At 37.4% G+C, this 26375-nt stretch carries 23 protein-coding genes and 1 pseudogene; 19 read left to right on the top strand and 5 right to left on the bottom strand.

Annotation, left to right across the window (positions count from 1 at the left end; genetic code table 11):
- The first annotated feature begins 5 nt into the window (after positions 1-5).
- Genes HMPREF2731_RS07525 through HMPREF2731_RS07515 form a run of 3 tightly spaced genes read left to right on the top strand, consistent with a single transcriptional unit; the run spans position 6 to position 2283 of the window.
- Positions 6-287, top strand: coding sequence for a PTS sugar transporter subunit IIB (locus tag HMPREF2731_RS07525; RefSeq protein WP_070872665.1), 282 nt, complete (start codon positions 6-8; stop codon positions 285-287).
- A 4-nt stretch (positions 288-291) separates the two neighbouring features.
- Positions 292-1542: a PTS ascorbate transporter subunit IIC gene (locus HMPREF2731_RS07520; RefSeq protein ID WP_002330727.1), complete on the top strand. Its 1251-nt coding sequence runs from the start codon at positions 292-294 to the stop codon at positions 1540-1542.
- Positions 1543-2283: a sugar isomerase domain-containing protein gene (locus HMPREF2731_RS07515; protein WP_002314009.1), complete on the top strand. Its 741-nt coding sequence runs from the start codon at positions 1543-1545 to the stop codon at positions 2281-2283.
- A gap of 133 nt (positions 2284-2416) precedes the next feature.
- Here HMPREF2731_RS07515 and HMPREF2731_RS07510 read toward each other — a convergent pair whose 3' ends face one another.
- Entirely contained in the window at positions 2417-5137 is a 2721-nt protein-coding gene (locus HMPREF2731_RS07510; RefSeq protein ID WP_002314010.1) for a YfhO family protein, read from the bottom strand.
- Positions 5138-5331: 194 nt separating this feature from the next.
- Between HMPREF2731_RS07510 and truA the strand changes: the two genes are divergently transcribed.
- The 10 genes from truA to HMPREF2731_RS07460 all read left to right on the top strand — a co-directional run bounded on the left by truA (position 5332) and on the right by HMPREF2731_RS07460 (position 15040).
- Positions 5332-6075 (top strand): tRNA pseudouridine(38-40) synthase TruA, encoded by a 744-nt coding sequence (truA, locus tag HMPREF2731_RS07505; RefSeq protein ID WP_002312684.1) that lies wholly within the window; start codon positions 5332-5334, stop codon positions 6073-6075.
- Positions 6076-6316: 241 nt separating this feature from the next.
- Positions 6317-7120, top strand: a complete 804-nt coding sequence (msrA, locus tag HMPREF2731_RS07500) for a peptide-methionine (S)-S-oxide reductase MsrA (protein ID WP_002310626.1) — start codon at positions 6317-6319, stop codon at positions 7118-7120.
- Between the two features lie 139 nt (positions 7121-7259).
- A complete protein-coding gene (locus HMPREF2731_RS07495; protein WP_002348342.1) occupies positions 7260-8216 on the top strand; it encodes an aldo/keto reductase in 957 nt (318 codons plus the stop codon).
- Positions 8217-8504: 288 nt separating this feature from the next.
- Positions 8505-9203 (top strand): FadR/GntR family transcriptional regulator, encoded by a 699-nt coding sequence (locus HMPREF2731_RS07490; protein ID WP_002310628.1) that lies wholly within the window; start codon positions 8505-8507, stop codon positions 9201-9203.
- 149 nt (positions 9204-9352) lie between these two features.
- Positions 9353-10669 carry a PTS sugar transporter subunit IIC gene (locus tag HMPREF2731_RS07485; RefSeq protein WP_002320722.1) on the top strand — a complete coding sequence of 439 codons (1317 nt, stop codon included), beginning with the start codon at positions 9353-9355 and terminating at the stop codon, positions 10667-10669.
- 17 nt (positions 10670-10686) lie between these two features.
- Positions 10687-12102, top strand: coding sequence for a glycoside hydrolase family 1 protein (locus HMPREF2731_RS07480; RefSeq protein WP_002310630.1), 1416 nt, complete (start codon positions 10687-10689; stop codon positions 12100-12102).
- A gap of 312 nt (positions 12103-12414) precedes the next feature.
- Positions 12415-12735: a PTS sugar transporter subunit IIB gene (locus HMPREF2731_RS07475; protein ID WP_002292494.1), complete on the top strand. Its 321-nt coding sequence runs from the start codon at positions 12415-12417 to the stop codon at positions 12733-12735.
- Between the two features lie 24 nt (positions 12736-12759).
- The gene (locus HMPREF2731_RS07470; RefSeq protein ID WP_002310632.1) at positions 12760-13077 is read left to right on the top strand and encodes a PTS lactose/cellobiose transporter subunit IIA; all 318 of its coding nucleotides are present in this window, start codon (positions 12760-12762) and stop codon (positions 13075-13077) included.
- A 28-nt stretch (positions 13078-13105) separates the two neighbouring features.
- On the top strand, positions 13106-14359 hold the full coding sequence (locus tag HMPREF2731_RS07465; RefSeq protein ID WP_070872664.1) for a PTS sugar transporter subunit IIC: 1254 nt from the start codon (positions 13106-13108) through the stop codon (positions 14357-14359).
- Between the two features lie 222 nt (positions 14360-14581).
- On the top strand, positions 14582-15040 hold the full coding sequence (locus HMPREF2731_RS07460) for a GNAT family N-acetyltransferase (protein ID WP_002310634.1): 459 nt from the start codon (positions 14582-14584) through the stop codon (positions 15038-15040).
- Between the two features lie 125 nt (positions 15041-15165).
- Here the strand turns inward: HMPREF2731_RS07460 and HMPREF2731_RS07455 are convergent, their stop codons facing one another.
- Both HMPREF2731_RS07455 and HMPREF2731_RS07450 read right to left on the bottom strand, forming a co-directional pair.
- Positions 15166-15480 (bottom strand): YrhK family protein, encoded by a 315-nt coding sequence (locus HMPREF2731_RS07455; protein ID WP_070872663.1) that lies wholly within the window; start codon positions 15478-15480, stop codon positions 15166-15168.
- A 30-nt stretch (positions 15481-15510) separates the two neighbouring features.
- Positions 15511-16644 carry an alcohol dehydrogenase catalytic domain-containing protein gene (locus HMPREF2731_RS07450; protein WP_002292500.1) on the bottom strand — a complete coding sequence of 378 codons (1134 nt, stop codon included), beginning with the start codon at positions 16642-16644 and terminating at the stop codon, positions 15511-15513.
- A gap of 290 nt (positions 16645-16934) precedes the next feature.
- On the opposite strand from HMPREF2731_RS07450, the pseudogene HMPREF2731_RS15530 reads away from it, so the two are divergent.
- Positions 16935-17795 (top strand): annotated as a pseudogene (locus HMPREF2731_RS15530) (hypothetical protein).
- 289 nt (positions 17796-18084) lie between these two features.
- Here the strand turns inward: HMPREF2731_RS15530 and HMPREF2731_RS07440 are convergent.
- Together HMPREF2731_RS07440 and HMPREF2731_RS07435 are read right to left on the bottom strand one after the other, a co-directional pair.
- On the bottom strand, positions 18085-19779 hold the full coding sequence (locus HMPREF2731_RS07440) for an oleate hydratase (protein ID WP_002310641.1): 1695 nt from the start codon (positions 19777-19779) through the stop codon (positions 18085-18087).
- 56 nt (positions 19780-19835) lie between these two features.
- Complete coding sequence (locus tag HMPREF2731_RS07435; protein ID WP_002287569.1) at positions 19836-19964, bottom strand: hypothetical protein; 129 nt, start codon at positions 19962-19964, stop codon at positions 19836-19838.
- A gap of 316 nt (positions 19965-20280) precedes the next feature.
- On the opposite strand from HMPREF2731_RS07435, the gene HMPREF2731_RS07430 reads away from it, so the two are divergent.
- The 5 genes from HMPREF2731_RS07430 to csn2 are packed head-to-tail and all read left to right on the top strand — an operon-like array spanning position 20281 to position 26369.
- Positions 20281-20478: a hypothetical protein gene (locus HMPREF2731_RS07430; protein ID WP_002310643.1), complete on the top strand. Its 198-nt coding sequence runs from the start codon at positions 20281-20283 to the stop codon at positions 20476-20478.
- A gap of 8 nt (positions 20479-20486) precedes the next feature.
- Entirely contained in the window at positions 20487-24509 is a 4023-nt protein-coding gene (cas9, locus tag HMPREF2731_RS07425) for a type II CRISPR RNA-guided endonuclease Cas9 (RefSeq protein WP_002320716.1), read from the top strand.
- Positions 24510-25376, top strand: coding sequence for a type II CRISPR-associated endonuclease Cas1 (cas1, locus tag HMPREF2731_RS07420; protein WP_002314016.1), 867 nt, complete (start codon positions 24510-24512; stop codon positions 25374-25376). It begins immediately after the preceding gene.
- The gene (cas2, locus tag HMPREF2731_RS07415) at positions 25373-25717 is read left to right on the top strand and encodes a CRISPR-associated endonuclease Cas2 (protein ID WP_070872662.1); all 345 of its coding nucleotides are present in this window, start codon (positions 25373-25375) and stop codon (positions 25715-25717) included. Before cas1 ends, cas2 begins: the two co-directional genes overlap by 4 nt.
- Positions 25707-26369, top strand: a complete 663-nt coding sequence (gene csn2 / locus HMPREF2731_RS07410) for a type II-A CRISPR-associated protein Csn2 (RefSeq protein WP_025477066.1) — start codon at positions 25707-25709, stop codon at positions 26367-26369. The genes cas2 and csn2 overlap by 11 nt, the downstream gene beginning before the upstream one ends.
- Positions 26370-26375 lie beyond the last annotated feature (6 nt).

The following is a 26375-nucleotide window of genomic DNA, read 5'->3' as shown; positions in this document are numbered from 1 at the left end:
GAAAAATGAAAATTTTAGCAGTATGTGGATTTGGTGTGGGGAGTTCTATGGTTTTGAAAATGTCTCTTGATAAAGTAATTAAGGAGCTTAGTTTAAAGGCGACAGTGGAAAATACAGATTTATCCACTGCCAAAGCAACGATGGCAGATGTTTATTTTACAAGTCATGAATTACTTCCAGAACTAAAAGCTTCTGTAAAAGCGCCTGTTTATCCTATTAAAAAGTATATGGATACTTCAGAAATAAAGGCGCAATTGGAACAATATCTAGCTGATAAGGGGGAATAAAAGAATGAATTTCATTAGTGAACACATCTTGAAGAATCCGCCCGTCTTGTTAGGTTTGATTGCGATGCTCGGGCTGATCATCCAGCGAAAATCATTTTCAGAAACGATTAAGGGAGCTTTGACCGCTGCATTTGGTATGGTTGCTTTGACCGCCGGAGTCAATATGCTGGTCGGAACGATTTCTCCAATCAATGTAGCTGTCCAAACACAGTTGGGTGTAGAAGTGACAGAAGGACTATCTGATGTGACGTTTACTGCAGAATATGGCGGAACGGTCGGATTAGCTATGTTTTTAGGATTAGTTATCCATTTATTGATTGCTCGGTTTACACCTGTGAAGACGATCTTTTTAACAGGTCATATGCTTTGGTGGTTTCCTTTCGTATTTGTAGCAGCTGGTGTGGAAGCAGGACTGTCAGGGGGAGCATTGATTGGAATCAGCGGGATTTTATCGGCTTGTTATTGGTCTTTCATGCCGTGGATCATGCGCAAATATGTCTGGGATGCTACGGGAGATGATTCTTTCCTGATTGGTCATCCAACGGGTGTTTTGTCTTTAGTTTCAGGATTTGTAGCAAAACGAGTAGGAAATAAAGAAAAATCGACAGAAGATATCAAAGTACCTGAGAATCTTTCATTTTTCCGAGAAATCTCAATTACAGGTGCACTAGTCATGTTCTTGATGAATACCGTAGTTGGGATCATCGCACCTGTTTTGATACCAGAAGGGGATAATCTCCTGATGTTTTCGATTGAAGCAGGGTTGAATTTTGGTGCAGGACTACTCATTATGCTATATGGTGTCCGACTACTGATCAATCAAATCATCCCAGCGTTTCAAGGGATTGCAGAAAAAGTCGTACCGGGAGCGAAACCAGCATTTGATGTGCCTATTTTATTCAATTATCGACCAAATGCAGTAATTATCGGTTTTATCGTGGCAATGATCACTTCTACGATTTTAGTTGTTTTGGCGAATTCATTCCATCTATTCGGCGTGTTGCTTGTGCCATTAGTAATCACAAGTTTCTTTGAATGTGGTGGTGCAGCAGTCATCGGTGAAGGTCAAGGTGGCTTTCGTGGAGCGGTTGTCGGAACAATCACAGCTTCATTTGTCATGGTCATATTAGCTGGTTTTTCAGCTATTGTTTTTAGTACGACGATCCAAAGCTGGATATTGATTTTCGGCGGAAACGATTTGTCGTTATGGGGAATGATCGGTAGAGGATTCAGCGGTTTGTTTGGAGGGTTCTAGATGTTCAAATATATGGATAAAATCAAACAGTTATTAGATTTGGTTGAAAAGGAAGAAAAAAAGTCAATCAAAGAAGCAATCGATGTATTGACCCAAGCGAATCTGCAAAAACGTTCGGTCTATATTTTTGGTGCTAGTCATGCTGGTATCTTAGCGGAAGAGATGTATTATCGGGCAGGTGGGATGATGACCATCAATGCTATCTTTGGACGAGAAGTGATGCTAGATCGTTCCCCTATCACCTTTACCAGTCAAATGGAACGTTTAGAAGGATATGGAACGAATTTAGCAAAAACAATTTCATTTAAAAATCAAGATGTATTGATCCTTCACTCGGTATCGGGAAGAAACCCAATCATTATTGATTTAGCGTTAACTGCAAAAGCGAAGGGCGTAAAAATCATTAGTTTGACGAATGTCCAATATTCACGATCGGTGACTAGTCGTCATTCATCAGGGAAACGATTGTTTGAGGTTTCTGATATAGTTATCGATAACCATGGGGATATAGGAGATGCTTGCTGTGAGCTGACAGGTATCGTACAAAAAGCCGGTCCTTCCTCTACTGTAATCGGTGCAGCCATCCTCAATACGATCATCGTGGAAGTTTGCGAACAGCTTATTGCAAATGGGATAAAACATCCTCCTATATTTTATTCGGCGAATTTAGATGGGGGCGATCTGCGAAACGCGGAATTATATGAGGAATATAAAGAAGTGATTCATTATGAATTCATGTAATTCATAATGGCAATTTATCTTTTAGAATATAAGTGAAATAAAAGGGCTGCGACAAAAGTATTGTCACAGTCCCTTATTTCGAACAAAGGGTGTTCCAGAAGTATCTTTCGGAAATAAACCCAAATTTCTTGAATTATTTAAAAGAAAATCGTTTTTTCAAGATAATAGTGAATAAGAAGATGATCCATCCAACGATAGTGAGCATCCAACCTGTCGTTAAACCAGGTGTATGATAGATCAGTTTGATTTGATGATTACCTGGATTGAGGAGTAATCCTGTATACATATAATTCGATTGGATAATTGGTATTTTCTTTCCGTTATCATAAGCAGTCCATCCTTTTTCATAAGGGATGGTTAATAAAAGCAATTTTTCTTTTTCCAGATTTAGTTCACCAGATACTTCATTTGCCGAAAAATGGACATTCTGAAGTGTGTTTTCCCTTAATTTAGCTATTTCCGTACTTAATTGACTATAGTCACGCGTATATAACTCAATAGAATCAAATGTATAGACTCCTTGATTTCTAAAGCTGACTTGAATAGTTTGATTAGGTTGCACTGCCCCTAAATTAAGTAAGGAATTTTTGATCCCTACGTACCATCCTTGATATTGATTTCGAAAATTAAACTCTTTTGACAGTTGTCCATAAGTTACTTTTAAATACGTGGCAGTCTCAGTTGGAAGAAATAATCCTGGTTGTGTATTAGGATAATTTATTCCCTTAAACCGTAGAAACAAATAATTATTTGTCAATTCAGATGGAGCGTCTACAGAGAACGTAACAGTTGCATTGTTCTTAGAAACGATATACTGATTTCCTTTTATCTCTACTCCATCCGTTTGCTGAATATGATCGTTCAGTTTTTTGATTCCTTTATCGGTCATCTGATTTTTCTTTAGACCAGAGATATCTTTATTTATAATAACACTTTTTGTCATACTATCCATAATAGCTAATGAACTAGTTTGAGTATCATTTTGTTTGATATAGGAATCGTACGTATAGCCAAAAGGTAGGAAATTTGTATTCTGATAGATTTCTACATCTTGACCATTTTTATTGATTGTTTGTAAATAAGTATAACCAAAAGGAATATCTTGATTAGTGTCAGTTTTTAGTTTTGCGTAATATTTGCTATTTGCTAAAGTGCCTAATTCTGCACGACTATCTAGCCCATAATATTCATAGTCACTGTTGATATTGTTCTCAATAGACTGATTGAAGGAAAAAATATTTTTATTTGCTAAACTAAAATAAAAATTCGTACTATTTATTCCCCTTAACAAAGCATTGTTTTCTTCGGAACGAGGATTTCCAGTTTTAGACAATTCATACCGAGACCAGTCAGTATCTTTATTGATAATATCTGAGATAGCTGAACTTTTTGGTGCCCAATAATCATTTTCTACGATATTTTTATCAGTATAACTGTTAATGATAAGGGGATTGATTTTGATATTTGTTTGAAAGGCTCCATAAACTAGAGCATTCAAAAATACCAGTATACTCAACGCGATTTTTGTTTTTTTCGAATTAGCAAACAATAAAAAGATAGTTGAATAGAGCAACAGGAAGATCAAACCGATATAAGGCGGTACATCACGCTTATAGTTTGCAAAAGTGAAAAGGATAAAGAAAAAGAAAACAATAAAAGAAATATGCACAAACCGTTTTCTTTTTGATAAATCAGTTGCGGATTCAACTAAAACAGGTAAGTATTTTGCTGTTAGAAAAGCCCAAAAGAATGCATAACCAAACATCCAACGATTCGTGCTATAAGAGAATCCGTTGAAAAGACTACCAAAAAATGGAAAGAATAAAAAAATAGTCAACAAGCTAATGGCTAAAAGATCAAGTCTTGCAAAATTATTTTTTTGCTTAGAACGATATAAAATAACGGATAATACAAAAACGATGATTGGGAAAAAGGCTGTGACAGTTGAGGCTTCTCCTCCGTAAACTGGTGAAATAAAGTTTTTCACAAAATTCAAATAAAATGATTTCGTGTAAAAAGGTAAGAGCGTTGAATGAATCTCCCCACGTCCAGCATTGAAAAATTGATTAATTACGGGAATGAAAATAACGGAGCCCATCATTATTCCTAATACGTAACTACCAATAGATTTGAATAAAAGAGAAAACAACACTTTATAGTCCTTTAAAGTATAAAGTTCAAAATATCTGTAAACAGCGTATAAAAAGATTAAGATAGAAAGCATATAAAAGAAATAAAAGTTGCTGATAACAGAAATGAAAATCATAAACGTAAAGAGTTTATATCCTCTTTTCTCGAAGATATACTCAAGCCCCAAACATAGCAATGGTAGATAAATCATCGGATTGATGAAGTAAGGGTGTTTCCAAGCAGAACTTAGTACGAAACCAGAGAATACATAAATGAATGTGGCGATAAAAGTTTGATAGTTGGCCATTTTCTTATATCGAAGAAAGATCGATATAGAGATTCCGGAAAAGAAAATGCGTAACATGATTGCTAATGAAAAGGCAAATTCTGCATACTTTGGTTTAGCAAATACTGCTAATAGTGAAAACGGATCACCAATGATATAGTAATGTAATGTTCCTAAAATATCTTGACCATAACCAATACTAAAATCATAAGTTGGGATAGAAAAGTTATGATCAATCAAAATATTTTTGATTATTTCCCGAATATATTCGCCAAAATAAACAAATGAAACAAAGTGTTGGGATTGACCATCCCATAGCTCAACAGGGGCTTTTCCAGCAATAGGCCACCACATATAAAGACTAACGATAACGACCCATAAGCAGATGCTTAAAATAGAATAGTAAGTGAAAGCATCTTTTTTTAACAGTTTTTTCAAAACAAGTTCCTCCGATAATAGATTAAAGAATATATATCAAGTATAGACAATGAGAATTAGGAAAACTAGCATTATTTTAAAATGAGTATCTGAAAATCAAGGGGACATCAATAGTTTGCAAGCTACGCTATTTAGATTATGTTATACTCATGAAGCAAATAAATTGTAACTGATCATAAAGGAGTTAAATAAATATGAGAAACATCAAGTTGACAATCGAATATGACGGAAAAAGATATTCAGGCTGGCAAAGACTTGGAGATGACGATAAAACCATCCAAGGGAAAATCGAAAAAGTGTTGCATCAGATGACAAATGAAGAAATAGAAATTATTGGATCAGGAAGAACAGACGCCGGCACGCATGCGCGAGGACAAGTGGCAAATTTCAAAACAAACACAGAAATTGAGCTGTCAGAAATGATCGACTTTATGAATCGTTACCTTCCGCGAGATATTGTCATCAAAAGAATCGAAGAGATGCCTGAGCGCTTCCATGCAAGATATAATGCGGTGGGCAAAAAATACAGCTATTATGTTTGGAACAACGTGATTCCTTCAGCATTTGAACGAAACCACAGCTTTTATTTTCCTCAAGAGTTGGATATGGATAAGCTGAATGCAGCTTGCGAAAAATTGATGGGTACACATGATTTCATTGGTTTTTCTGCATTGAAAAAATCAAAAAAATCTACGGTACGTACGATTGATGAATTATCTATCGAACGTAAGGGAGAAATGCTTCATTTTACTTTTGTCGGAGACGGATTTCTATATAAAATGGTGCGAATCATCATGGGAACATTACTAGAAATCGGTACAGGTGCCATGCCGATAGAAACAATCGATGAAATATTCGAAAGCAAAGTGCGGCAACATGCAGGAGAAACCGTCCCTGCACAAGGTCTGTTTTTGGATGAAGTTTATTATCGTTCATAAAAAAAGAATCATCTTTACTCGACTTCTGAGAACTGGAAAACATCCCTTTTTTCAGAGGTCGTTTTTTAGTTAAATCAAACCATAGACCATAGAGTATGCTTTTTAAGATAAAGATCATCTTATATCATCTGAAGCCGCTTATCTTCTTTGAATAAATACGATTCAATCGCTTATTTCCTCACTTTATGATAAATTACAGCTAAAGTCACTAGCTTGTCTTCTTCGGAAAGGAGGAGAGTCTATGGATAAGGAACAAGTATTCATTCAAACTCTTTATAATCTGATTTTAAATCCGAATACACGAGATTGGGAACGAAAAGTATTGATCCAGACAAAGAATGACATAAGAGAAAATACATCCGTTAAAGAACAGTTATCGAAACTAGAAGCAACACTACGTCCATTAGCTATCCGGATGAACCTAACGCCTGATGTAATGGATTTTTATTTATTGCTTACAGAAGGATTTGACACGCAGCAAAAATATGACTTTTCCAAGCATGCTATGCAAGATGCTGACTATCAAGAACGTGCAGTATTTGCAGGGGGATGTTTCTGGTGCATGGTCGAGCCGTTTGAATCGAAAAAAGGGATCCTATCTGTTTTGTCAGGATACACGGGCGGACATGTTGAAAAACCAAATTATGATCAAGTGAGCGGTGGCTACACAGGTCACATGGAAGCTGTGGAGATCATTTATGATACGAGAGAGATAAGTTATAGCGATTTATTGACAATCTATTGGCAAATAACTGATCCCACAGATGCCTTTGGACAATTTCAAGATAGAGGGAAGCAATACCGTCCGGTGATTTTTTATCAAGACGAACGTCAGAAAGAATTAGCGGAGCAATCGAAACAGGAACTAGTCAGTTCAGGAACGTTCCACCAACCAATCGTCACAAAAATTGAACCAGCTAGTACGTTTTGGCCAGCAGAAAATTATCATCAGCAATTTTACAAAAAACAACCAAAACGCTATAAAAAAATTCAGCAAGCACGTAAGCAATTTCTGATTTATCAACGAATAAAAAACAAATGGTAAAAAAATACAAGAAAAAATCATTTTGACTAACTCCTTTTCTTTAAAATGTAGTAAACTAAAAGCAGAATAAAAGAAAGCGTTTTAAAAATGGTGAGGAGGAGAAAATTTGTATATTGCAGATAGTGCACGTTATGAAAAAATGGAATATCGTAAATCCGGTCATTCAGGTTTAAAATTACCAATTTTATCTCTCGGATTATGGCAAAATTTTGGAGATTATGATCCTATCCATAACCAAAGAGAGATTTTAAGAGGTGCTTTCGATATGGGAATTACCCATTTCGACCTTGCGAATAATTACGGAGGCCCTGCTGGAGCTGCAGAGAAAAACTTCGGGCGTATTTTTAGAGAAGACTTTCAAGCCTACCGTGATGAACTGATTATTTCTAGCAAAGCAGGTTATCATATGTGGGAAGGTCCATACGGAGAATGGGGCTCGCGTAAATCTATCATTTCAAGTTGTGATCAGAGTCTCCAAAGAATGGGGCTAGATTATGTTGACATCTTCTATCATCATCGTCCAGACCCTGATACACCTTTGGAAGAAACAGCAGAAGCATTGATGCAACTTGTAAGACAAGGAAAAGCATTATATATTGGTATATCCAACTATAATGGAGAAGACACCAAAAAAATGACTGAAATTTTAAAAAGAAAAGAAGCACCGTTCATTATTCATCAGATGCGCTACAATATGTTTTCTCGTGAACTACTAGAAGACGACTTATCTCCAGTATTAGAAGAAGAAGGGCTAGGAGCAATCACGTTCAGCCCGCTTGCCCAAGGTTTGCTGACAAATCGTTATCTGCATGGGATTCCTGAAGATTCTAGAGCACATCGTAAGGAAATACCATTCCTTTCAGAAGAACAAGTTGGATCAACTCTGGAAAAAATCAAAGCACTGCAGACAATCGCCGTATCACGAGGACAATCATTAGCGCAAATGGCCCTTGCATGGAATTTGCGACAAAAATCTGTTACGAGTGTACTGGTTGGAGCAAGTCGGTTAAGTCAGTTACAAGAAAGTGTTCGAATGATGGATAATTTAGATTTCTCACCAGAAGAAGAATTGAAAATCGACCAAATTCTAGAATAGAAAAGATGTAATCAAATTTTTTATCCATCTATCAAAAAATGAACAAAAAATGTCATCAAGAATCGAATGAAGAACATCTATTATTGAACATCATACGTTTTGTCGTTCAAAATAAAAAGGATCGAAGGCTAGGAGTGAATTTTATCCTAGTCTTTTTTTATGGTAAATAGCTTCGTTTGTATATCCATGAACGGATGAATCGATTTTTTATACAAAAAATCATCAGACGATTCAAACGTGTTATAATAATTACGAAAAAATACATCAGATGAAAAGGAGGTATATGGTTTGGAAGAAAATAAAACCCTAGTAGAAGTAACCACGGACAAGATCCTTAGATATTTAAAGGAAAAGCAGTTGCAAGTAGGAGATAAGTTGCCGAATGAATATGAGTTGTCCGATTATTTAGAGGTGGGACGCAGCACGGTGCGAGAAGCTGTCCGAGCGCTTGCTTCTAGGAATATTCTTGAAGTTCGGCAAGGGGCGGGGACATTCGTCAGTGATAAGCGAGGGATTGCTAATGATCCGCTCGGTTTTTCTTTGATTGAAGATCAGGATCGGATGATACGAGACTTGTTTGAGCTGAGATATTTATTGGAGCCAAAGATGGCAGGGTTAGCGGCGGAATATGCAACGAAAAATCAAATCAGCCGAATGAAAAGCTTAACGCAAAAGATTGAAACGTCTTTTCGAGAAGGTACACAAGATCATGTTCAATTAGACATCGATTTTCATACGACGATTGCAGAAGCTAGCGGAAACGTAGCGTTACTGCATATCATTCCGATCATTAATGAATCGATTGCTTTATTTAATAAAAATTATGATATCCAGCATTTGAAAATCGAGACGATCGATATCCATACAGAAATCGTTCAGGCTATCGAGAGGCGGAATGTACTTGCGGCATTTGATGCGATGACTGTCCATATGGCAATAAATCGGAGAGAATTACAGAAAATAATTGGGAAGAAAGAAACTAATTGACAGTTCATCTGATGTATTTTATGATAAATACATCAGATGAATTTTTGTTTTATATTTGGTAAAACGGACAAGCAAATAGTTTTTATTCACCGAAATGTAAGCGCTGACTAACAGACAAAAAGAGATGGCGGCAAGGAGAAGAAGTAGGAATGAGGGGATCTGGAATGAGTTTTATGGATAAATTAGCCAATGTTTTAGGGAATGTGGCAACGAGAATCAATAATTTAAGGTATATCATGGTGATAAAAAACGCATTTGCTGCATTGATTCCGGTAATTATTACGGGTGCTTTTGGCACGTTGTTTTCAGCAATGGTCTTTGATTCGGAAAATGGGTTAGCACAGATAAGTTTTTTGCGTTTTTTAGAAGAATTAAAACCTATCGCATCTGCCATCAGCTATGTCACACTAAGTTTCTTGACCATCTATGCTGTTTTTCTGATAGGGATCGAATTAGCAAAGCTGAATAAAGTGGATGGTGTATTCCCTGGTATCATCGCAGTGATGTCTTATTTATCTGTTAATCCAACTGTTTATGAATTAGTGAATGAAAATCAGACTGTTATAGTAGAAAACGTATTGGCTAAACAATATACAGATACGAAAGGGTTATTTTTGGGAATGTTGGTCTCCATCCTTTCCATTGAACTTTATTGCTGGTTGAGGAAACAGAAGAAACTACAGCTGAGAATGCCTGATACCGTGCCAACGAATGTTTCTGCCAGTTTTTCTGCGTTATTTCCCACGATTCTGACAGTATCAGGTATCGCGGCTGCGGGATTTATCATCAAAGAACTTACAGGGATGTACCTTTATGATATCATTTACAATATCGTACAACGCCCATTAGAAGGTGTCGTTCAAGGGCTACCTGGTATCTTGTTACTGATGTTTATTGCACAAGTCTTTTGGGTGATTGGTATCCATGGGAATCAAATGGTGAAGCCAATTCGAGAACCGTTGCTTTTAGCGGCAATTGCTGTAAATACGGAAGCTTTTGAAGCTGGAAAAGAAGTACCAAACATTATCACTATGCCATTTTGGGATATGTATATGAGTATGGGCGGGTCTGGGGTCACGATAGGTCTACTGATAGCAGTATTGCTAGTGGGAAAACGAGAAGATATGAAACAAATCGCCAAGTTATCTCTTGCTCCTGGGATCTTCAATATCAATGAACCAGTTATTTTTGGTATGCCGATCATGCTGAATCCTATTTTAGCTATCCCGTTTATCTTAACGCCGCTTGTTACAGGAACGATCGGTTATTTTGCAACCGCTTTAGGATTTGCGGCAAAAGCAGTTGTAATGGTTCCTTGGCCGATGCCGCCGATTGTCAATGCTTATCTGGCCACAGCAGGAAATATCGGTGCAGTTATTACGCAACTTGTTTGTATTGTTGTTTCTATTTTGATTTATCTGCCATTCGTAAAAGTAGCAAATCGTGTGGAAAATGATGGGATCTAAAAAAACAGGAGGAAATCATGAAAATTACTATTCCAGAAAATTTTATTCTTGGTGCAGCATCTTCTGCTTGGCAAACGGAAGGTTGGAAAGGAAAAAAAGAAGGACAGGATTCGTTTATAGATAGCTGGTATAAAAATGAACATTTTGTTTGGCATGATGGGTATGGTCCAGCCGTAGCAACTAATTTTATGGAGCAGTACCAACAGGATATAGATTTGATGAAATCCATCCATCTAACACATTATCGGACTTCTATCAATTGGGCTCGTTTTTTCACTGATTACGAGAATTGTATAGTAGATGAAGAATATGCTCAGCATATAAGTGAAATGATCGACTCTTTGATCGAAGCAGACGTAGAACCGATGATTTGTTTAGAACACTACGAAGTCCCTGCTTTTCTTTTGGAAAAATATGATGGTTGGTCTTCAAGAAAAGTGGTTGATTTTTATGCTAAGTACGCAAAGATTGCTTTTGATCGTTACGGTGACAGGGTAAAAAACTGGTTTACATTCAACGAACCAATCGTTCCCCAAACGCGTTGCTATTTGGATGCTGTTCGCTGGCCGCATGAACAAAACACAAAAAAATGGATGATGTGGAATTATCACAAAGTTTTAGCAACGGCTAAAGCTGTAGAAATTTACCATAGTGGCAATTATGGCGGAAGGATTGGCTGTATTTTAAATCCTGAGATGGTCTATGCTCGTTCCAGTTCTCCAGAAGATCAAAAAGCTGCTTATATGTATGATCTGTTTTATAATCGAGTATTTTTTGATCCGATGGTAAAAGGATACTACACAGAAGAGTTCCTGGAGTTGTGTCGAAAACAATCGATTTATTTTGATCCTGCAACAGAGGATTTAGAAACGATCCAACATCATACAGTAGATTTCCTTGGAATCAATCAATATTACCCTAAACGCGTTCGTGCTCCTCGTTATCAATGGAATGAAGAGACACCGTTTCATCCAGAACGATATTATGAAGTCTTTGATTTACCTGGAAAGAAAATGAACAATTCCAGAGGGTGGGAGATCTATCCAAAAATCATGTATGATATAGCTATGTATCTAAAAGAAAATTATCGTAATATTCCTTGGCTGATAACAGAAAACGGTATGGGAAGAGAACATGAAGAACAGTATATGGATGAGAAAGGGATCGTGCAAGATGACTATCGTATCGAATTTATCGGACAGCATTTGCGTTATTTGATCAAAGCAGCAGAAGAAGGTGCCAATTGCGAAGGTTATATGCTATGGGCATTCACTGACTGTGTTTCACCAATGAATGCATTTAAGAATCGATATGGATTAGTTCGAATCGAATTGAACGATGAACGAAGCAGAACACTGAAAAAGTCTGCTTCATGGTATCAGTCTCTGATTGATAAGAGAGAATTAAGCTTACCTGATGAAGCCTATAAATAACTAGAATTTTTTCGAAGATATTGATTCTATTTGCTGGTTATTTGAAATAAAAGAGGTTGTGAAAGAAGCATTTTAACCTCTTATTCAAAAAAGTTGTGACAAAAGATTTGTCATAACTTTTTTTGTGCACGTTAAAAGAAATAAACACAATAAAAAAGAATTTGTGTGTTTAGTGTGCGCTTTCTTTTTTAGTGTGTATGCAACTTGGTATAGACCATAAACGTGATAATATCAACTTTTTAAAGCGCTTTTAAAGTTGGCACACTACTTGCTTTATATACAAGTGTAAGAATAGAAAGGAACGTGTTTAAAATGGAAAAGAGAACAATCATGCTTGTATGTTCAGCTGGAATGAGTACAAGCCTCCTAGTCACAAAAATGCAAAAGGCAGCAGAAGCAAAAGGAATGGAAGCAGATATCTTTGCTGTCTCTGCCTCAGATGCAGATAATCAACTAGAATCTAAAAATGTAGACGTTTTACTTTTAGGTCCGCAAGTACGTTTTATGCAAAATCAATTTGCTGAAAAGCTAGCACCTAAAGGCATTCCTTTAGATGTAATCAATATGGCTGACTATGGCATGATGAATGGTGAAAAAGTACTTGACCAAGCAGAAAAACTAATAAATAAATAATAAAAATATCGGAGGAAACAAGAAATGGAAGATCAAAAAAATCTAGAAGCCATCATGGGTCTGATTATGTTTGGCGGAAATGCAAAAAGCGATGCAATGGAAGCGATTGCTGCGGCGAAAAAAGGAGATTTTACTTTAGCAGAGGAAAAAATCAAAGATGCAGAGGAATCTTTAGTCCAAGCACATCACTCTCAAACAGAGATGCTGACGCAAGAAGCACAAGGAAACCACGTTGAAGTAACACTTTTGACAGTTCACAGTCAAGATCACCTCATGACATCTATTGCTTTTACAGATTTAGCAAAAGAGATCATTGATCTGTATCGTCGGTTGGACGCGTAATCCACAGTAAAGAAAAGAGGGAAGATTTATGGATAAATTTGTTGCATTTATGGAGAAACATTTTATACCTGTCGCATCAAAAATTGGTGCACAACGGCATTTAGTTGCGATTCGAGATTCATTTATGGTGAGTATGCCGTTAATGATTTTAGGAGCATTAGCAGTAATGATCAATAACTTACCGATTCCCGGTTTCCAAGAATTGATGAATTCAATTTTTGGCGGTGAATCATGGAAAGGATTCGGGGCTGCAGCTTGGAACGGCACATTTGCCATTCTTTCTGTCTTGATTGCTTTCTTACTTGCGTATCATTTAGCTAACGGCTACCGAAAAGACGGTGTTTCCGCAGGTGTGATTTCTTTAGGCTCTTTCTTTGCTTTAGGCGGAGCATTAGGTATGAGCTCAAACGGTTTGTTTATTGCTATTATTGTTGGGATTATTTCAACAGAAATCTTTGTACGTTTAAGCGGAAATGAAAAATTGATTATCAAAATGCCTGATGGTGTGCCACCAGCAGTTGCGAAAGCATTTGCTTCATTACTGCCAGCAATGATCACTATCTCTGCCTTTGCTTTAGTTGCTGCAATTTTTGCTGCATTTGGGGTTGATGATATCGTGGGTTCATTCTATACAGTGGTCCAAGAACCATTTATGGGACTTGCGAACTCTTATCCATCTGCATTATTGCTTGCATTTATCACCCCATTCTTATGGTTCTTTGGTTTACACGGGGCGAATATGGTCGATCCTTTGATGCAAACGATCAATGCGCCAGCAATCGAAGCAAATGTCAATGCGATCGCAGCTGGACATAGCGCGCCATTTATCGTGAACAAACCTTTCTTCGACAGCTTTGTCAATTTAGGAGGAACAGGTGCAACATTAGGTTTACTGTTAGCTATTTATTTAGTAGGACGTAAAAACAAACCATATATGGTTGTAACAAACTTGTCGATTGCGCCAGGTGTTTTCAATATCAATGAACCAACGATGTTTGGTTTACCAATCGTATTGAATCCAATTATGTTCATTCCATTTATTTTGACACCAATGGTTTTAGTTAGTGTTGCGTACTTTGCGACTTCTACAGGTTTAGTGCCAGCAGCTACCGTTATGCCACCATGGGTAACGCCACCAATTATTGGCGGTGTAGTGGCAACGAAGAGTATTGCAGGTGGTGTACTGGCCGCTGTCAATCTGATCCTTTCTATTTTGATCTATCTGCCGTTCGTCAAGGTAGCTACGATCCAAAAAAGAAGAAAAGAAGCTTTGGATGCTTAATGAATAAAGAAAGCAGAACCGGTTATCTGGTTCTGCTTTTTTTATGAAAACAAGTAATTTAAAACTTAGGATCGAATAATGAATGAGAAAATCGAGGTATATTTGTCTTGGAATTTGTGTATAAATAAAAAATCCCATTCATTCAAAAAAATCGAGCGATTGAAAAGCTATTTGAAATACAAGGTGCTATAATAGACCAAATATGAATGGGAGAGAGTACAAATGGAGAGAAGAACAGTCATAAAATTGCGGGATCGACCGACGTTGATAAAAGAAACAGCCGAATGGTTTGCTTCAAAATGGCATCTGCCAGTTGCTGTTTATGAAGAAAGTATCCAAGCAAGCACGAGAAAAAATGCATCGGTTCCGCAATGGTATGTGGTGTTGGATGAGTGGGGAGAGATTATTGCAGGTGCAGGTGTTGTTGACAATGATTTTCATGATCGAGTAGATTTGACTCCAAATGTCTGTGCGCTGTTTGTTGAAAAAGACTACCGAAACCAACGGATTGCCAAAATGATTTTAGAAACGATCAAGCAAGACTTTGCAGAAATGGGCGTAAAGATGCTTTATCTTGTGACGGACCATACGGATTTTTATGAAAAATACAATTGGCAATTTATCGGGATGGCTCAGGATAATGAAGGAATTCCTGTGCGAGTGTACCAAATGCCGCTGTAAGAGTAGGTACATGAAACAGCATATAGAGAAGGAAACCGAAAAATTGTTCTATACTTAGAAATTTTTTCGAATCGCAGTATGCGAAATATGCACAACACAAGAATAACAAAAAAGCATGGAGAAGGCTAAACGGCCTTCCCATGCTTTTTCCTTGTTCTTTTCTCGTCGTAAATAAAAATGTTCCTAACGATTCTGAGAATAGGACGAATCGTCAAGAAAATAGCACCAGCCAAATAAAAATAGGTGCCATATCGATCGGGGATTTTAGTTAAGGAAGCAAGGCTTCCAAAAATATAGAAAATCCCGGTTAATAAATCGACAGCTAGTGAGATCAATGTGTAACGGTTTTGGAAATAGAAGCGGAAGCGACGCCCTCGTATTTCGATATCTTCTTCTTTTCCTATTTCAATCTCATGGGTATTTTGTTTGATTTTGGGCATAAAGAAAATCACCTGTATTTTTTACTGATTTCAAGGTTTCAAAACAACTTTTATATTTTTATCTTCTTTTTTGTCAAAGATCTCATATGCTTGTGCTGCTTCTTCTAGTGGTAGCGAATGAGTAATGATCTGTGTAGGATCAAATAGTCCTTCTGCAATCATTTCGTAGATTTTCGGCATCAGATGGATAATGGGTGCCTGTCCATGTTTGACCGCAATATCTCGCATGAAAAACTCTTGAAGCGGGTAAGAAGAAGCTGGCGTCATATACACACCAGTTACTTGGACGGTTCCGAATTTTTTGACAGCTTGCGAAGCCATCTGTAAAGGCGAAATCGTGCCGCTTTGTAGGCTCACCAAATTTTTTGCTTTTTCTTTTACAGGCTCTAACCCGTCCATTCCTACACAATCGATGATGACATCGGCACCACCTTTAGCCAACTCATATAATTCCGTTCCAGCTTGTGCTGTGTCTTCTAAGAAATAAGTTTCCACGCCGTTGTAATTAGCCGCTTTATCTAAACGATGTTGTACTGGATCCACTGCAATCACGCGCTCTGCTCCAGCCATTACAGCGAATTTTTGAGCAAATAGACCGACTGGACCAGATCCTAGAATCACAACTGTATCGCCTTTTTTTACGCCTGCATTTTCAACGCTCCAATAAGCTGTAGGCAAAATATCTGATAGAAACAAAACTTTTTCATCAGGAAGATTATTATCTGGAACGACAAACGAAGTAGAGTCTGCATAAGGTACTCTTAGGTATTCTGCTTGCCCACCCCAATGATTGCCATTCAACTTGCCAAATCCGAAAAGCCCACCATATAACTGATCTGGATTTGATTCATCACATTGGCTTTCCATGTGATTCAGGCAGAAATGACAATGACCACAACTGATATTAAAAGGGATAACCACTCGTTGCCCTTTTTTCAATGTTTGAACTTGTGATCCTACTTCTTCAACGATTCCCATAGGTTCGTGACCTACAACATACCCTTTTTCCAAAACTGCTTCACCATGATGGTAAAGATGCAGATCGGATCCGCAAATGGCGGTTGCTGTGATACGGATGATTGCGTCTGTTGGTTCTAATATTCTTGGATCATCTACGTTTCTGATTTCCATTTTTTGTTTTCCTTGCCAAGTGACTGCTTTCATTGGAGATGCTCCTTTCAGATTCACAAAATTGTCTGCATTATTGGTACTACAGATAGTTTCATTCTAAAGGAGTTCTTATCTTTTTGATAATGAAACGCTTTTTTCTCAAAATAAAAATCCTCAAAAAAGCAAGAGTTCCAAATTTTTTTTTTATTAGAAAAAGAAGGTGTGTGCCTTCATTGTATCCTTACGTACAGTAAAGTATAGTTGAACTATTGAATCATTTTAACTATTTAAACAATAACCAATCATCATTCGTTTCAGTGAAAAAACAAATACGAGGAGGCGTAATGAAACAAATTCAAAATAAATGGAATAAACGGATCATTGTTATGATTAGTTCTGTCTGCCTGTTTTGCCTGACTGTTATGCTTTGTTTAATAAGCACCTTGGCAAATCAACATTTTATGTTAGAGCAAAACATGCAATCGGACTATGCGAAAAAAGTAGCTGCTGAGATCAATCAAGAGATCCAAAGCTATCATTATGAGATTGGAGCTCCGGCTGAAGCATTGGAAAAGATTGTTTCTGAAGAACTAGTACAAAAAAATATCGAGCTTTTCATCCGCAACAGATATGAAAAAGAACCAGTAGAACTGATCGGAGAAAAGGAAGTAGAAGAAAAGCTCCAAGAGATAATCAATACATACAAACAAGAAGAAGCAGAGGATGATCCATTTGCTAGTGAAGAAAACAATTTACTCATCTATATGACTTCTGGGATTTTTCGATGAGGAATACAATCAATTTATTTGATGTCGTTCATCGATCAGATATTGACGATACGAGAGCGAATGGTTTCTTTTCTTCCAGTGATTAGTAGTATCTTACTTGTATTGCTGAGCGGAGTGTTTTATTTATACAGAATGTCTTGGAAAAAAGTTCTTTGGTCATTTGCAGTGGTGATTGGAGGAGCAGGCTTCCAATTATTAAGTCTGTCAGTCAGTCTCTATTTGTACGATATGACCAGTCAGTTAGATATTCGAACCCAAGCACTGCAACATTTGTTAGACACATATATTTTGTCATTCATCCAATTTTTTAGTGTAGTGGCAATCGTTGAAGTAGTGATAGCAGCTGGATTATGGTGGATTGGCAAGAGAGTGAATACTGAAAAAATGGTTTTTTCAAAAAGAAACGAATATAAATAACAAGAGGTTGTGACATGAAATCTGTCACAACCTCTTGTTATGAATAAACGGTGTTCAAAAGCCAGTTTCTCGGTATTAAGCCAAATTTATGCAAAAATGTAGAAAGCCATTTCCCAAAAATTTTTCTTAATACTCGAAACTAAACGACTTTTTCACAACCTCTTGGTAAACGGTGTTCAAAAGCTTGCATTTGCGGTAATAAGCCTAACCAAACGAAAAATATGAGAAGCTATTTTTGCTTGGCTGTTCTTATTACTTGATGCAAGGCAGCTTTTTCACAACCTCCTGATTATTCAAACATTTTTTTTGCGGCACGAGCTAGAGTAGGGATGTCTTTGTCGTAACGCGGTGTTTTGACAAGACGGGACATAGGGATGCCCGCAAAATGGAAAGCAGCGATTTCTCCAGAACGTACAGCACTTTGTTCAGTAAAGATCATCTGATAAGGCTGCTCAACAAATTCTCCTGTAAAGGCCAGATTGGTTGAATGTTTAGGAATGACTTTTGGTCGATCACTTTTTGCACGGTTATTAAATAATGCGGAAGCATAAGGCATATAGACAGGGATATTATTTATTACGCTGTCGAAAATCTCTGTTTCTTTTTCACGAATATTCACTGGTCCAGGATCTACTTTTGAAAGTTGTCCAATCAGTTCTTCCAACATTTCTTTTCCGTTCATCTTAATATACTGTTTATCCACAAATTCGCCACGTCGTCTTGGATAAAGGAAATAACCCCAAATAACTGTTTCATTTGGTTTTTGAGACGTAAAATGCGGTTGATGATGCACGACGATAGACATATTGACATCTTTTTGGCCTAACGACGTGATCGGTGTGGTTGAAATAAATGAATTCAAGGCATTTCCTGGTTCTTGAGTCGTGATACGGGTGATTTCATTCAACAACAAATGGTTTTTCGTCGTCAGGGTAAAGCTGACCCATTCGCTCGCATCTCGATCCGCGAAAAATTTATCGGGATTTCCTAAGTTATAGAAACGTTCGCTGGCTTTTTTCCAGAGACTAGAAGCTGCACCATAATCCATATTTTCTACAGCTGGTGTTTCGTAATCTCCCAAAGTAGCTGAATCTGTAATGGAACCATTCGTGAAAATGACCGCTGTATCTTCATCTACCGTGACATGTTCCTCTTCCTGAGTCAATGTATTGGTCATTTTCAAACCAGTCACAGTGATTTCATCTTGCATCGGTGTTTCTTTGAATTCCCAGTCAGTGACACGGCGGTTCAAAATGATTTTGCATCCTTGTTCTTTCAAGTACTCGATCAAAGGAAGCATGATACTTTCGTACTGATTGTAACGTGTTCGATTGACGCCCACTAAATGTTCGATTTGAGTGAATTCATAAATCATTTGATGCATATAGCGACGCAATTCTTGAGCAGAACTACGTGTTCTGAAAGCAAATGTTGTTTCCCACATAAACCAGAAGTTTGTTTCAAAAAAGTGTGGATCATCTTTGAAATATTCTTCGATAGTGATATTGTCTAGTTTTTCTTCTTCTGAATCAGGCATGGCAATCAGTTTAGTCAGAAGAATACGGTCCTTGTTGTTGAAGCCCAGTTTTCCGCCGTCAATGATCCCTTTACCACCTTCCATCAAACGTGCTTTGTCAAAGGTACGGTGTTTTGCATCAAAATCTCTTGTATCTTCTTCAGCAGTCATTCCTGGCTCAGTAACAGAAGGTATTCGACTTAATAGATCCATCAAATCTACATAGGTACGGTAATTAAGCATACGACCGCCTCGAGCAATATAGCCTTTTTGGTTTTCTAATGGATGATTTTTATTCCAATATTCATCCACTACAGTGTCGGTCGGTGCACCATCATTTGAACCGTGATCATCCAATGAATAAAAGGTAATCTGATCCCCTTTCCATTTGCCTTCTTGAATCAAATAAACAGCCGCTGCCATATTGGCAATACCGGCACCAATCATTATTGCTTTACTTTTTCTCATTGTGATTCCTCCAATGTCTTCCAAGTATGTCCGTAGTGATTCAACGAAATAGGATGCTAGATGGATTCAAATTCATCATATAAATGACTGTCATCTTCGAATAGCCCTGTTTTTTTTCCTAGATATGCAGCGCCAAGGGCAAGCAAACCTAAACCGATGCCGACTTTGATTAATTTTTTACTCATGAAAAACGCCTCCTTGTTTTCTCTTTCTATATCCAAGGATAGTTCGTTTTTATGAGAATGCCAAATGATAGGGTGAGAAGAAAAAGGAAATTTTGACAAAAAAGAAGAAGTGTCTGAATGCCGTGTAAGAAAACAAGAAAATGGAAGAAGGAAAAAAGTAGAAAAAGACGTACAAAAAATAACAATAAATATTTTTGATGAATGATAAAACAACGTACAAAAAGTCTGAATAGCAGAAAAAAGTGAATCATATTAAAAAAATTATATGATATAATTTTAGTGAAAATGGTTTCCTGTCTGGCAAGAAGATGAAGGGATGATTTTGAAAAGCAAAGCACAAAAAAAGCGCCGAGAACAGCGCTGCTTTAAAAAAGCTGATGACGGACAAAGCCTTATTTTAACTTGCTATATTGATTTGAATGCTACCAATATATTTATTATAGCAAAAATCACAGCTTTTACAATAGGTGTTTTCGTTTTTTCAATTATGATGAGCTGTTGGATGAAAGGATGATTTAGCGCATGAAGAAAGAGTATACGATCGGATTAGATATCGGGACCAATTCCGTCGGGTGGTCCGTATTGACAGATGACTATCGACTGGTTTCCAAAAAGATGAAAGTAGCAGGAAATACAGAAAAGAGTAGCACGAAGAAAAACTTTTGGGGTGTTCGACTTTTTGACGAAGGCCAGACTGCCGAAGCAAGAAGAAGCAAGCGGACCGCGCGCAGGAGGTTAGCGAGACGCAGACAACGAATCCTTGAACTGCAGAAAATATTCGCACCAGAGATCTTAAAAATAGACGAACACTTTTTTGCTCGACTGAATGAAAGTTTTTTAGTCCTAGATGAAAAGAAACAGTCGAGACATCCGGTCTTTGCTACGATCAAGCAAGAAAAAAGCTACCATCAGACTTACCCGACGATCTATCATTTGAGACAAGCGCTAGCTGACTCTTCAGAGAAAGCGGACATCCGTCTCGTTTATTTAGCGATGGCTCATCTCTTGAAATATCGGGGACATTTTTTGATTGAGGGTGAATTAAATACGGAGAATTCCTCAGTGACAGAGACTTTTCGTCAATTTCTGAGCACATATAACCAGCAATTCAGCGAAGCAGACGACAAACAAACAGAAAAATTAGACGAAGCGGTCGATTGTTCTTTCGTTTTTACAGAAAAGATGTCGAAAACAAAAAAAGCAGAAACGCTCCTGAAATATTTTCCTCATGAAAAATCCAATGGTTATCTCAGTCAATTTATAAAATTAATGGTAGGGAATCAGGGGAATTTCAAAAATGTATTTGGATTAGAAGAAGAAGCAAAACTGCAATTTTCAAAAGAAACATATGAAGAAGACCTTGAAGAATTGTTAGAGAAAATCGGAGATGATTACATCGATCTTTTTGTCCAAGCGAAAAATGTTTATGATGCTGTCTTGTTATCTGAGATTCTTTCTGACAGCACGAAAAATACACGAGCGAAGCTTTCAGCAGGGATGATCAGACGCTATGACGCACATAAAGAAGACTTGGTCCTTCTGAAACGATTTGTGAAAGAGAATCTGCCGAAGAAATATCGCGCCTTTTTTGGGGATAATTCAGTCAACGGATATGCAGGGTATATCGAAGGGCATGCGACACAAGAAGATTTCTATAAATTTGTCAAAAAAGAACTGACAGGTATCCGAGGCAGCGAGGTGTTCCTGACAAAGATCGAACAAGAGAATTTTTTGAGAAAACAGCGCACATTTGATAACGGTGTGATCCCGCATCAGATCCATTTGACCGAGCTGAGAGCAATTATTGCAAACCAGAAAAAGCATTATCCTTTTTTAAAAGAAGAACAAGAAAAGCTGGAAAGTTTATTGACCTTCAAGATACCGTATTATGTTGGTCCGTTAGCAAAAAAACAGGAAAATAGTCCATTTGCGTGGCTTATCAGAAAATCAGAGGAAAAGATCAAACCTTGGAACTTACCTGAAATAGTGGATATGGAGGGCTCTGCTGTCCGGTTTATCGAACGAATGATCAACACAGATATGTACATACCACACAACAAGGTATTGCCAAAAAACAGCCTGTTGTATCAGAAATTTTCGATCTATAATGAGTTGACTAAAGTAAGATATCAAGACGAACGTGGTCAGATGAACTATTTTTCCAGCATAGAGAAGAAAGAAATCTTTCATGAATTGTTCGAAAAGAATCGAAAGGTAACCAAAAAAGATTTACAAGAATTCTTGTATTTGAAATACGATATCAAACACGCGGAACTGTCCGGCATCGAAAAAGCATTCAACGCTTCCTATACAACGTACCACGATTTTTTGACCATGAGTGAAAATAAAAGAGAAATGAAACAATGGCTGGAAGATCCTGAATTGGCATCAATGTTTGAAGAAATCATCAAAACGCTGACTGTTTTTGAGGATCGGGAAATGATTAAAACAAGGCTGAGTCATCATGAAGCGACTTTAGGTAAACACATAATCAAGAAACTTACAAAAAAACATTACACTGGTTGGGGTAGATTATCGAAAGAACTGATTCAAGGAATCCGAGACAAACAATCGAACAAAACAATCTTAGACTATTTGATCAATGATGACGATTTTCCTCATCATCGAAATCGTAACTTCATGCAGCTGATCAATGATGATAGTTTATCGTTCAAAAAAGAAATCAAAAAAGCACAAATGATCACAGACACAGAAAATCTGGAAGAAATTGTCAAAGAATTAACAGGCAGTCCGGCTATCAAAAAAGGTATCCTCCAAAGTTTGAAGATTGTAGATGAAATCGTTGGCATCATGGGCTATGAACCAGCAAACATCGTGGTCGAGATGGCCAGAGAAAATCAAACGACGGGCAGAGGACTCAAAAGTTCACGGCCGCGGTTGAAAGCTTTGGAAGAATCACTTAAAGATTTCGGCAGTCAATTGCTGAAAGAGTATCCGACCGATAACAGCTCCCTGCAAAAAGACCGATTATATCTCTATTATTTGCAGAATGGTCGAGACATGTATACAGGTGCGCCTTTAGATATCCATCGATTATCAGATTACGATATCGACCATATTATCCCAAGAAGTTTTACGACCGATAACTCAATCGATAACAAAGTTTTAGTTTCCTCAAAAGAAAATCGTCTGAAAAAAGACGATGTACCAAGTGAGAAAGTCGTGAAAAAAATGCGCAGTTTCTGGTACGACCTTTATTCGTCTAAGCTGATCAGTAAAAGAAAACTTGATAATCTGACAAAAATCAAATTGACGGAAGAAGACAAGGCAGGATTCATCAAACGGCAGTTGGTGGAAACGCGTCAGATTACCAAACACGTAGCCGGTATTTTACATCATCGGTTCAATAAAGCAGAAGACACAAATGAACCGATACGTAAAGTTCGGATCATCACGCTCAAATCTGCACTAGTCAGTCAATTCAGAAACCGTTTCGGGATCTATAAAGTACGTGAGATTAATGAATATCATCACGCACATGATGCATATCTGAACGGTGTGGTCGCTCTTGCTCTTTTGAAGAAATATCCGCAACTAGCACCGGAATTCGTTTATGGCGAATATCTGAAGTTCAATGCGCATAAAGCAAACAAAGCGACGGTAAAAAAAGAATTTTATTCGAACATCATGAAATTTTTCGAAAGTGACACACCGGTTTGCGATGAAAATGGCGAGATTTTCTGGGACAAATCAAAAAGTATCGCACAGGTAAAAAAAGTCATCAATCACCACCATATGAATATCGTGAAAAAAACAGAAATTCAAAAAGGAGGCTTCTCAAAGGAAACAGTTGAGCCTAAAAAAGATTCTTCTAAGCTGTTACCTCGGAAAAACAACTGGGATCCAGCTAAATACGGCGGGTTAGGTAGCCCAAACGTTGCTTACACAGTCGCTTTCACTTATGAAAAAGGAAAAGCGCGCAAACGGACAAATGCGCTAGAAGGCATCACAATCATGGAGAGAGAAGCATTTGAACAATCCCCCGTTTTATTTTTGAAAAACAAAGGGTACGAACAGGCAGAAATTGAGATGAAATTGCCTAAGTACGCGCTATTTGAACTAGAAAACGGGCGTAAACGAATGGTCGCAAGCAATAAGGAAGCACAAAAAGCCAATTCATTTCTCTTGCCGGAGCATCTAGTCACACTTCTTTATCATGCAAAACAGTACGATGAGATTTCTCATAAAGAAAGTTTTGATTATGTGAATGAACACCACAAGGAGTTTTCAGAAGTGTTTGCCCGTGTCCTCGAATTTGCAGGGAAATATACCTTGGCAGAGAAAAATATTGAGAAACTGGAAAAAATTTACAAAGAAAACCAAACGGATGATCTAGCTAAACTAGCAAGTTCTTTTGTCAATCTCATGCAGTTCAATGCGATGGGCGCACCGGCTGATTTCAAATTTTTTGATGTGACGATCCCGCGAAAAAGGTACACTAGCTTGACTGAAATCTGGCAGTCAACGATTATTCATCAATCAATCACCGGATTATATGAAACTCGTATCAGGATGGGGAAATAAATGGGATGGCGCACAGTAGTGGTCAACACACATTCAAAATTAGCATACGTAAATAATCATTTGATTTTCAAAAATGCTGAAAAAACCGAACGTCTCCATCTGTCAGAAATTGATGTGCTGTTATTGGAAACCACAGATATCACTATCACAACGATGCTCTTGAAACGATTAGTCGATGAGAAAATACTCGTGTTGTTTTGTGATGACAAGCGACTTCCTGTTGCTAAGCTGTTGCCGTTCTACAGTAGACATGACAGCAGTTTGCAGTTAACGCGACAATTGGCGTGGTCTCCTGAAAAAAAGGGGCAGGTATGGACAGCAATTATTTCCCAGAAAATCCAGAACCAAAGCAATTTCTTGCAAAAGCAATTATTTACTGAAAAAGCAGAGTCAATACAAGAATTGCACGAAGGTTTACTTGAATTTGACCCAACGAATCGCGAAGGCCATGCTGCAAGAATCTATTTTCAAACATTGTTCGGCACGAAGTTTACTCGTGAAGAAAACAATGAGATCAATGCAGGATTAGATTACGGATATACACTGTTGTTGAGCATGTTTGCCCGAGAAATCGTCAAAAATGGTTGCATGATACAATTTGGATTGAAACATGCGAATCAATTCAATGATTTTAATTTGGCTAGTGATTTCATGGAACCATTCCGACCGGTCATAGACGAGATTGTTTATCGCTACCGCAACTGCGAATTTCCTGTGATCAAGCGGCGTTTGTTTGATTTATTTACCAATAAATACAGTTATGGAAAAAAAGAAATGTTTCTTACCAACATCGTATCGGATTATACGAGTAAAGTAATCAAAGTATTGAATAACGAGACGGAAGGAGTCCCTCAATTTCGGATATGAGTTATCGTTATATGAGAATGATTTTAATGTTTGATATGCCTACTGAAACAGACGATGAACGAAAAGCATACAGGAAATTCAGAAAATTTTTATTGAGCGAAGGATTCATCATGCATCAGTTTTCCGTGTACAGTAAATTGTTGCTGAATCCTACAGCTAGCCAAGCAATGCTGAAACGATTAAAAAGCAATAACCCTAAAAAAGGATTTGTCACACTACTCACGGTAACGGAAAAACAATTCGCGCGTATGGTTTATTTGAGCGGGGAAAGAGATACAAGTGTGGCTAATTCGGATAAGCGAGTCATTTATCTAGGGGAGGACGAAGATGCTGAATCTTAATTTTCCATTATTGGAACAGCCTCTGTCACTGGAAAAAGCTACATTTTTAATCGTAGAAGATGTCACTGTGTTTGCAAAAATCGTGAAATGGTTCTATCAGTACAGTGAATCCCATGAACTAAAGCTGTTCAACGATAAATACAAAGAATTAAAAGAGTCAGATTTACTGATTATCACAGATGTTTTAGGTTTTGACATCAATTCGGCATCGACTTTAAAATTGATCTACGCAGATTTGGAGCGTCAGCTCAATGAAAAAGTAGAAGTGAAATCAATGATTGATAAACTGACAGCGACAATCAGTGAGCTGATCGGGTACGAGTTGTTGGATCACGAACTCGATTTAGAAGGAGACGAGATCACGGTCTTGGAATTATTCAAAGCATTGGGTATCAAGATCGAGACAAGAAGTGATACTATTTTTGAGAAATTACTTGAGTTGCTTCAGGTTTATAAATACTTGTCTAAGAAAAAATTATTGGTTTTGATCAATGTGTGTTCCTATCTCACGGAAGAAGAAATAAGCGAAGTGCAAGATTATATTTCGTTATATCATATGGAAGTGCTATTTGTAGAGCCGCGTTCGATCAAAGGGATAAAACAATTTGTCTTGGATAAAGACTATTTCTTGAACTTGGAAAACATGGTATAATGGTAA

It is taken from the genome of Enterococcus sp. HMSC072F02, from assembly GCF_001837725.1.
In the GTDB taxonomy this organism is placed as follows: Bacteria; Bacillota; Bacilli; order Lactobacillales; family Enterococcaceae; genus Enterococcus_B; species Enterococcus_B lactis.
Note: the sequence above shows the minus strand (reverse complement) of the source record. Positions and strands in the feature narration are given on the sequence as shown.

What these genes read in the sequence shown, in the direction of transcription:
- HMPREF2731_RS07525 (WP_070872665.1), top strand. Translation starts at nt 6, where the DNA reads ATGAAAATTTTAGCAGTATGTGGATTTGGTGTGGGGAGTTCTATGGTT.
- HMPREF2731_RS07520 (WP_002330727.1), top strand. Translation starts at nt 292, where the DNA reads ATGAATTTCATTAGTGAACACATCTTGAAGAATCCGCCCGTCTTGTTA.
- HMPREF2731_RS07515 (WP_002314009.1), top strand. Translation starts at nt 1,543, where the DNA reads ATGTTCAAATATATGGATAAAATCAAACAGTTATTAGATTTGGTTGAA.
- truA (WP_002312684.1), top strand. Translation starts at nt 5,332, where the DNA reads ATGAGAAACATCAAGTTGACAATCGAATATGACGGAAAAAGATATTCA.
- msrA (WP_002310626.1), top strand. Translation starts at nt 6,317, where the DNA reads ATGGATAAGGAACAAGTATTCATTCAAACTCTTTATAATCTGATTTTA.
- HMPREF2731_RS07495 (WP_002348342.1), top strand. Translation starts at nt 7,260, where the DNA reads ATGGAATATCGTAAATCCGGTCATTCAGGTTTAAAATTACCAATTTTA.
- HMPREF2731_RS07485 (WP_002320722.1), top strand. Translation starts at nt 9,353, where the DNA reads ATGAGGGGATCTGGAATGAGTTTTATGGATAAATTAGCCAATGTTTTA.
- HMPREF2731_RS07480 (WP_002310630.1), top strand. Translation starts at nt 10,687, where the DNA reads ATGAAAATTACTATTCCAGAAAATTTTATTCTTGGTGCAGCATCTTCT.
- HMPREF2731_RS07475 (WP_002292494.1), top strand. Translation starts at nt 12,415, where the DNA reads ATGGAAAAGAGAACAATCATGCTTGTATGTTCAGCTGGAATGAGTACA.
- HMPREF2731_RS07470 (WP_002310632.1), top strand. Translation starts at nt 12,760, where the DNA reads ATGGAAGATCAAAAAAATCTAGAAGCCATCATGGGTCTGATTATGTTT.
- HMPREF2731_RS07465 (WP_070872664.1), top strand. Translation starts at nt 13,106, where the DNA reads ATGGATAAATTTGTTGCATTTATGGAGAAACATTTTATACCTGTCGCA.
- HMPREF2731_RS07460 (WP_002310634.1), top strand. Translation starts at nt 14,582, where the DNA reads ATGGAGAGAAGAACAGTCATAAAATTGCGGGATCGACCGACGTTGATA.
- HMPREF2731_RS07455 (WP_070872663.1), bottom strand. Translation starts at nt 15,480, where the DNA reads ATGCCCAAAATCAAACAAAATACCCATGAGATTGAAATAGGAAAAGAA.
- HMPREF2731_RS07450 (WP_002292500.1), bottom strand. Translation starts at nt 16,644, where the DNA reads ATGAAAGCAGTCACTTGGCAAGGAAAACAAAAAATGGAAATCAGAAAC.
- HMPREF2731_RS07440 (WP_002310641.1), bottom strand. Translation starts at nt 19,779, where the DNA reads ATGAGAAAAAGTAAAGCAATAATGATTGGTGCCGGTATTGCCAATATG.
- HMPREF2731_RS07435 (WP_002287569.1), bottom strand. Translation starts at nt 19,964, where the DNA reads ATGAGTAAAAAATTAATCAAAGTCGGCATCGGTTTAGGTTTGCTTGCC.
- HMPREF2731_RS07430 (WP_002310643.1), top strand. Translation starts at nt 20,281, where the DNA reads ATGATTTTGAAAAGCAAAGCACAAAAAAAGCGCCGAGAACAGCGCTGC.
- cas9 (WP_002320716.1), top strand. Translation starts at nt 20,487, where the DNA reads ATGAAGAAAGAGTATACGATCGGATTAGATATCGGGACCAATTCCGTC.
- cas1 (WP_002314016.1), top strand. Translation starts at nt 24,510, where the DNA reads ATGGGATGGCGCACAGTAGTGGTCAACACACATTCAAAATTAGCATAC.
- cas2 (WP_070872662.1), top strand. Translation starts at nt 25,373, where the DNA reads ATGAGTTATCGTTATATGAGAATGATTTTAATGTTTGATATGCCTACT.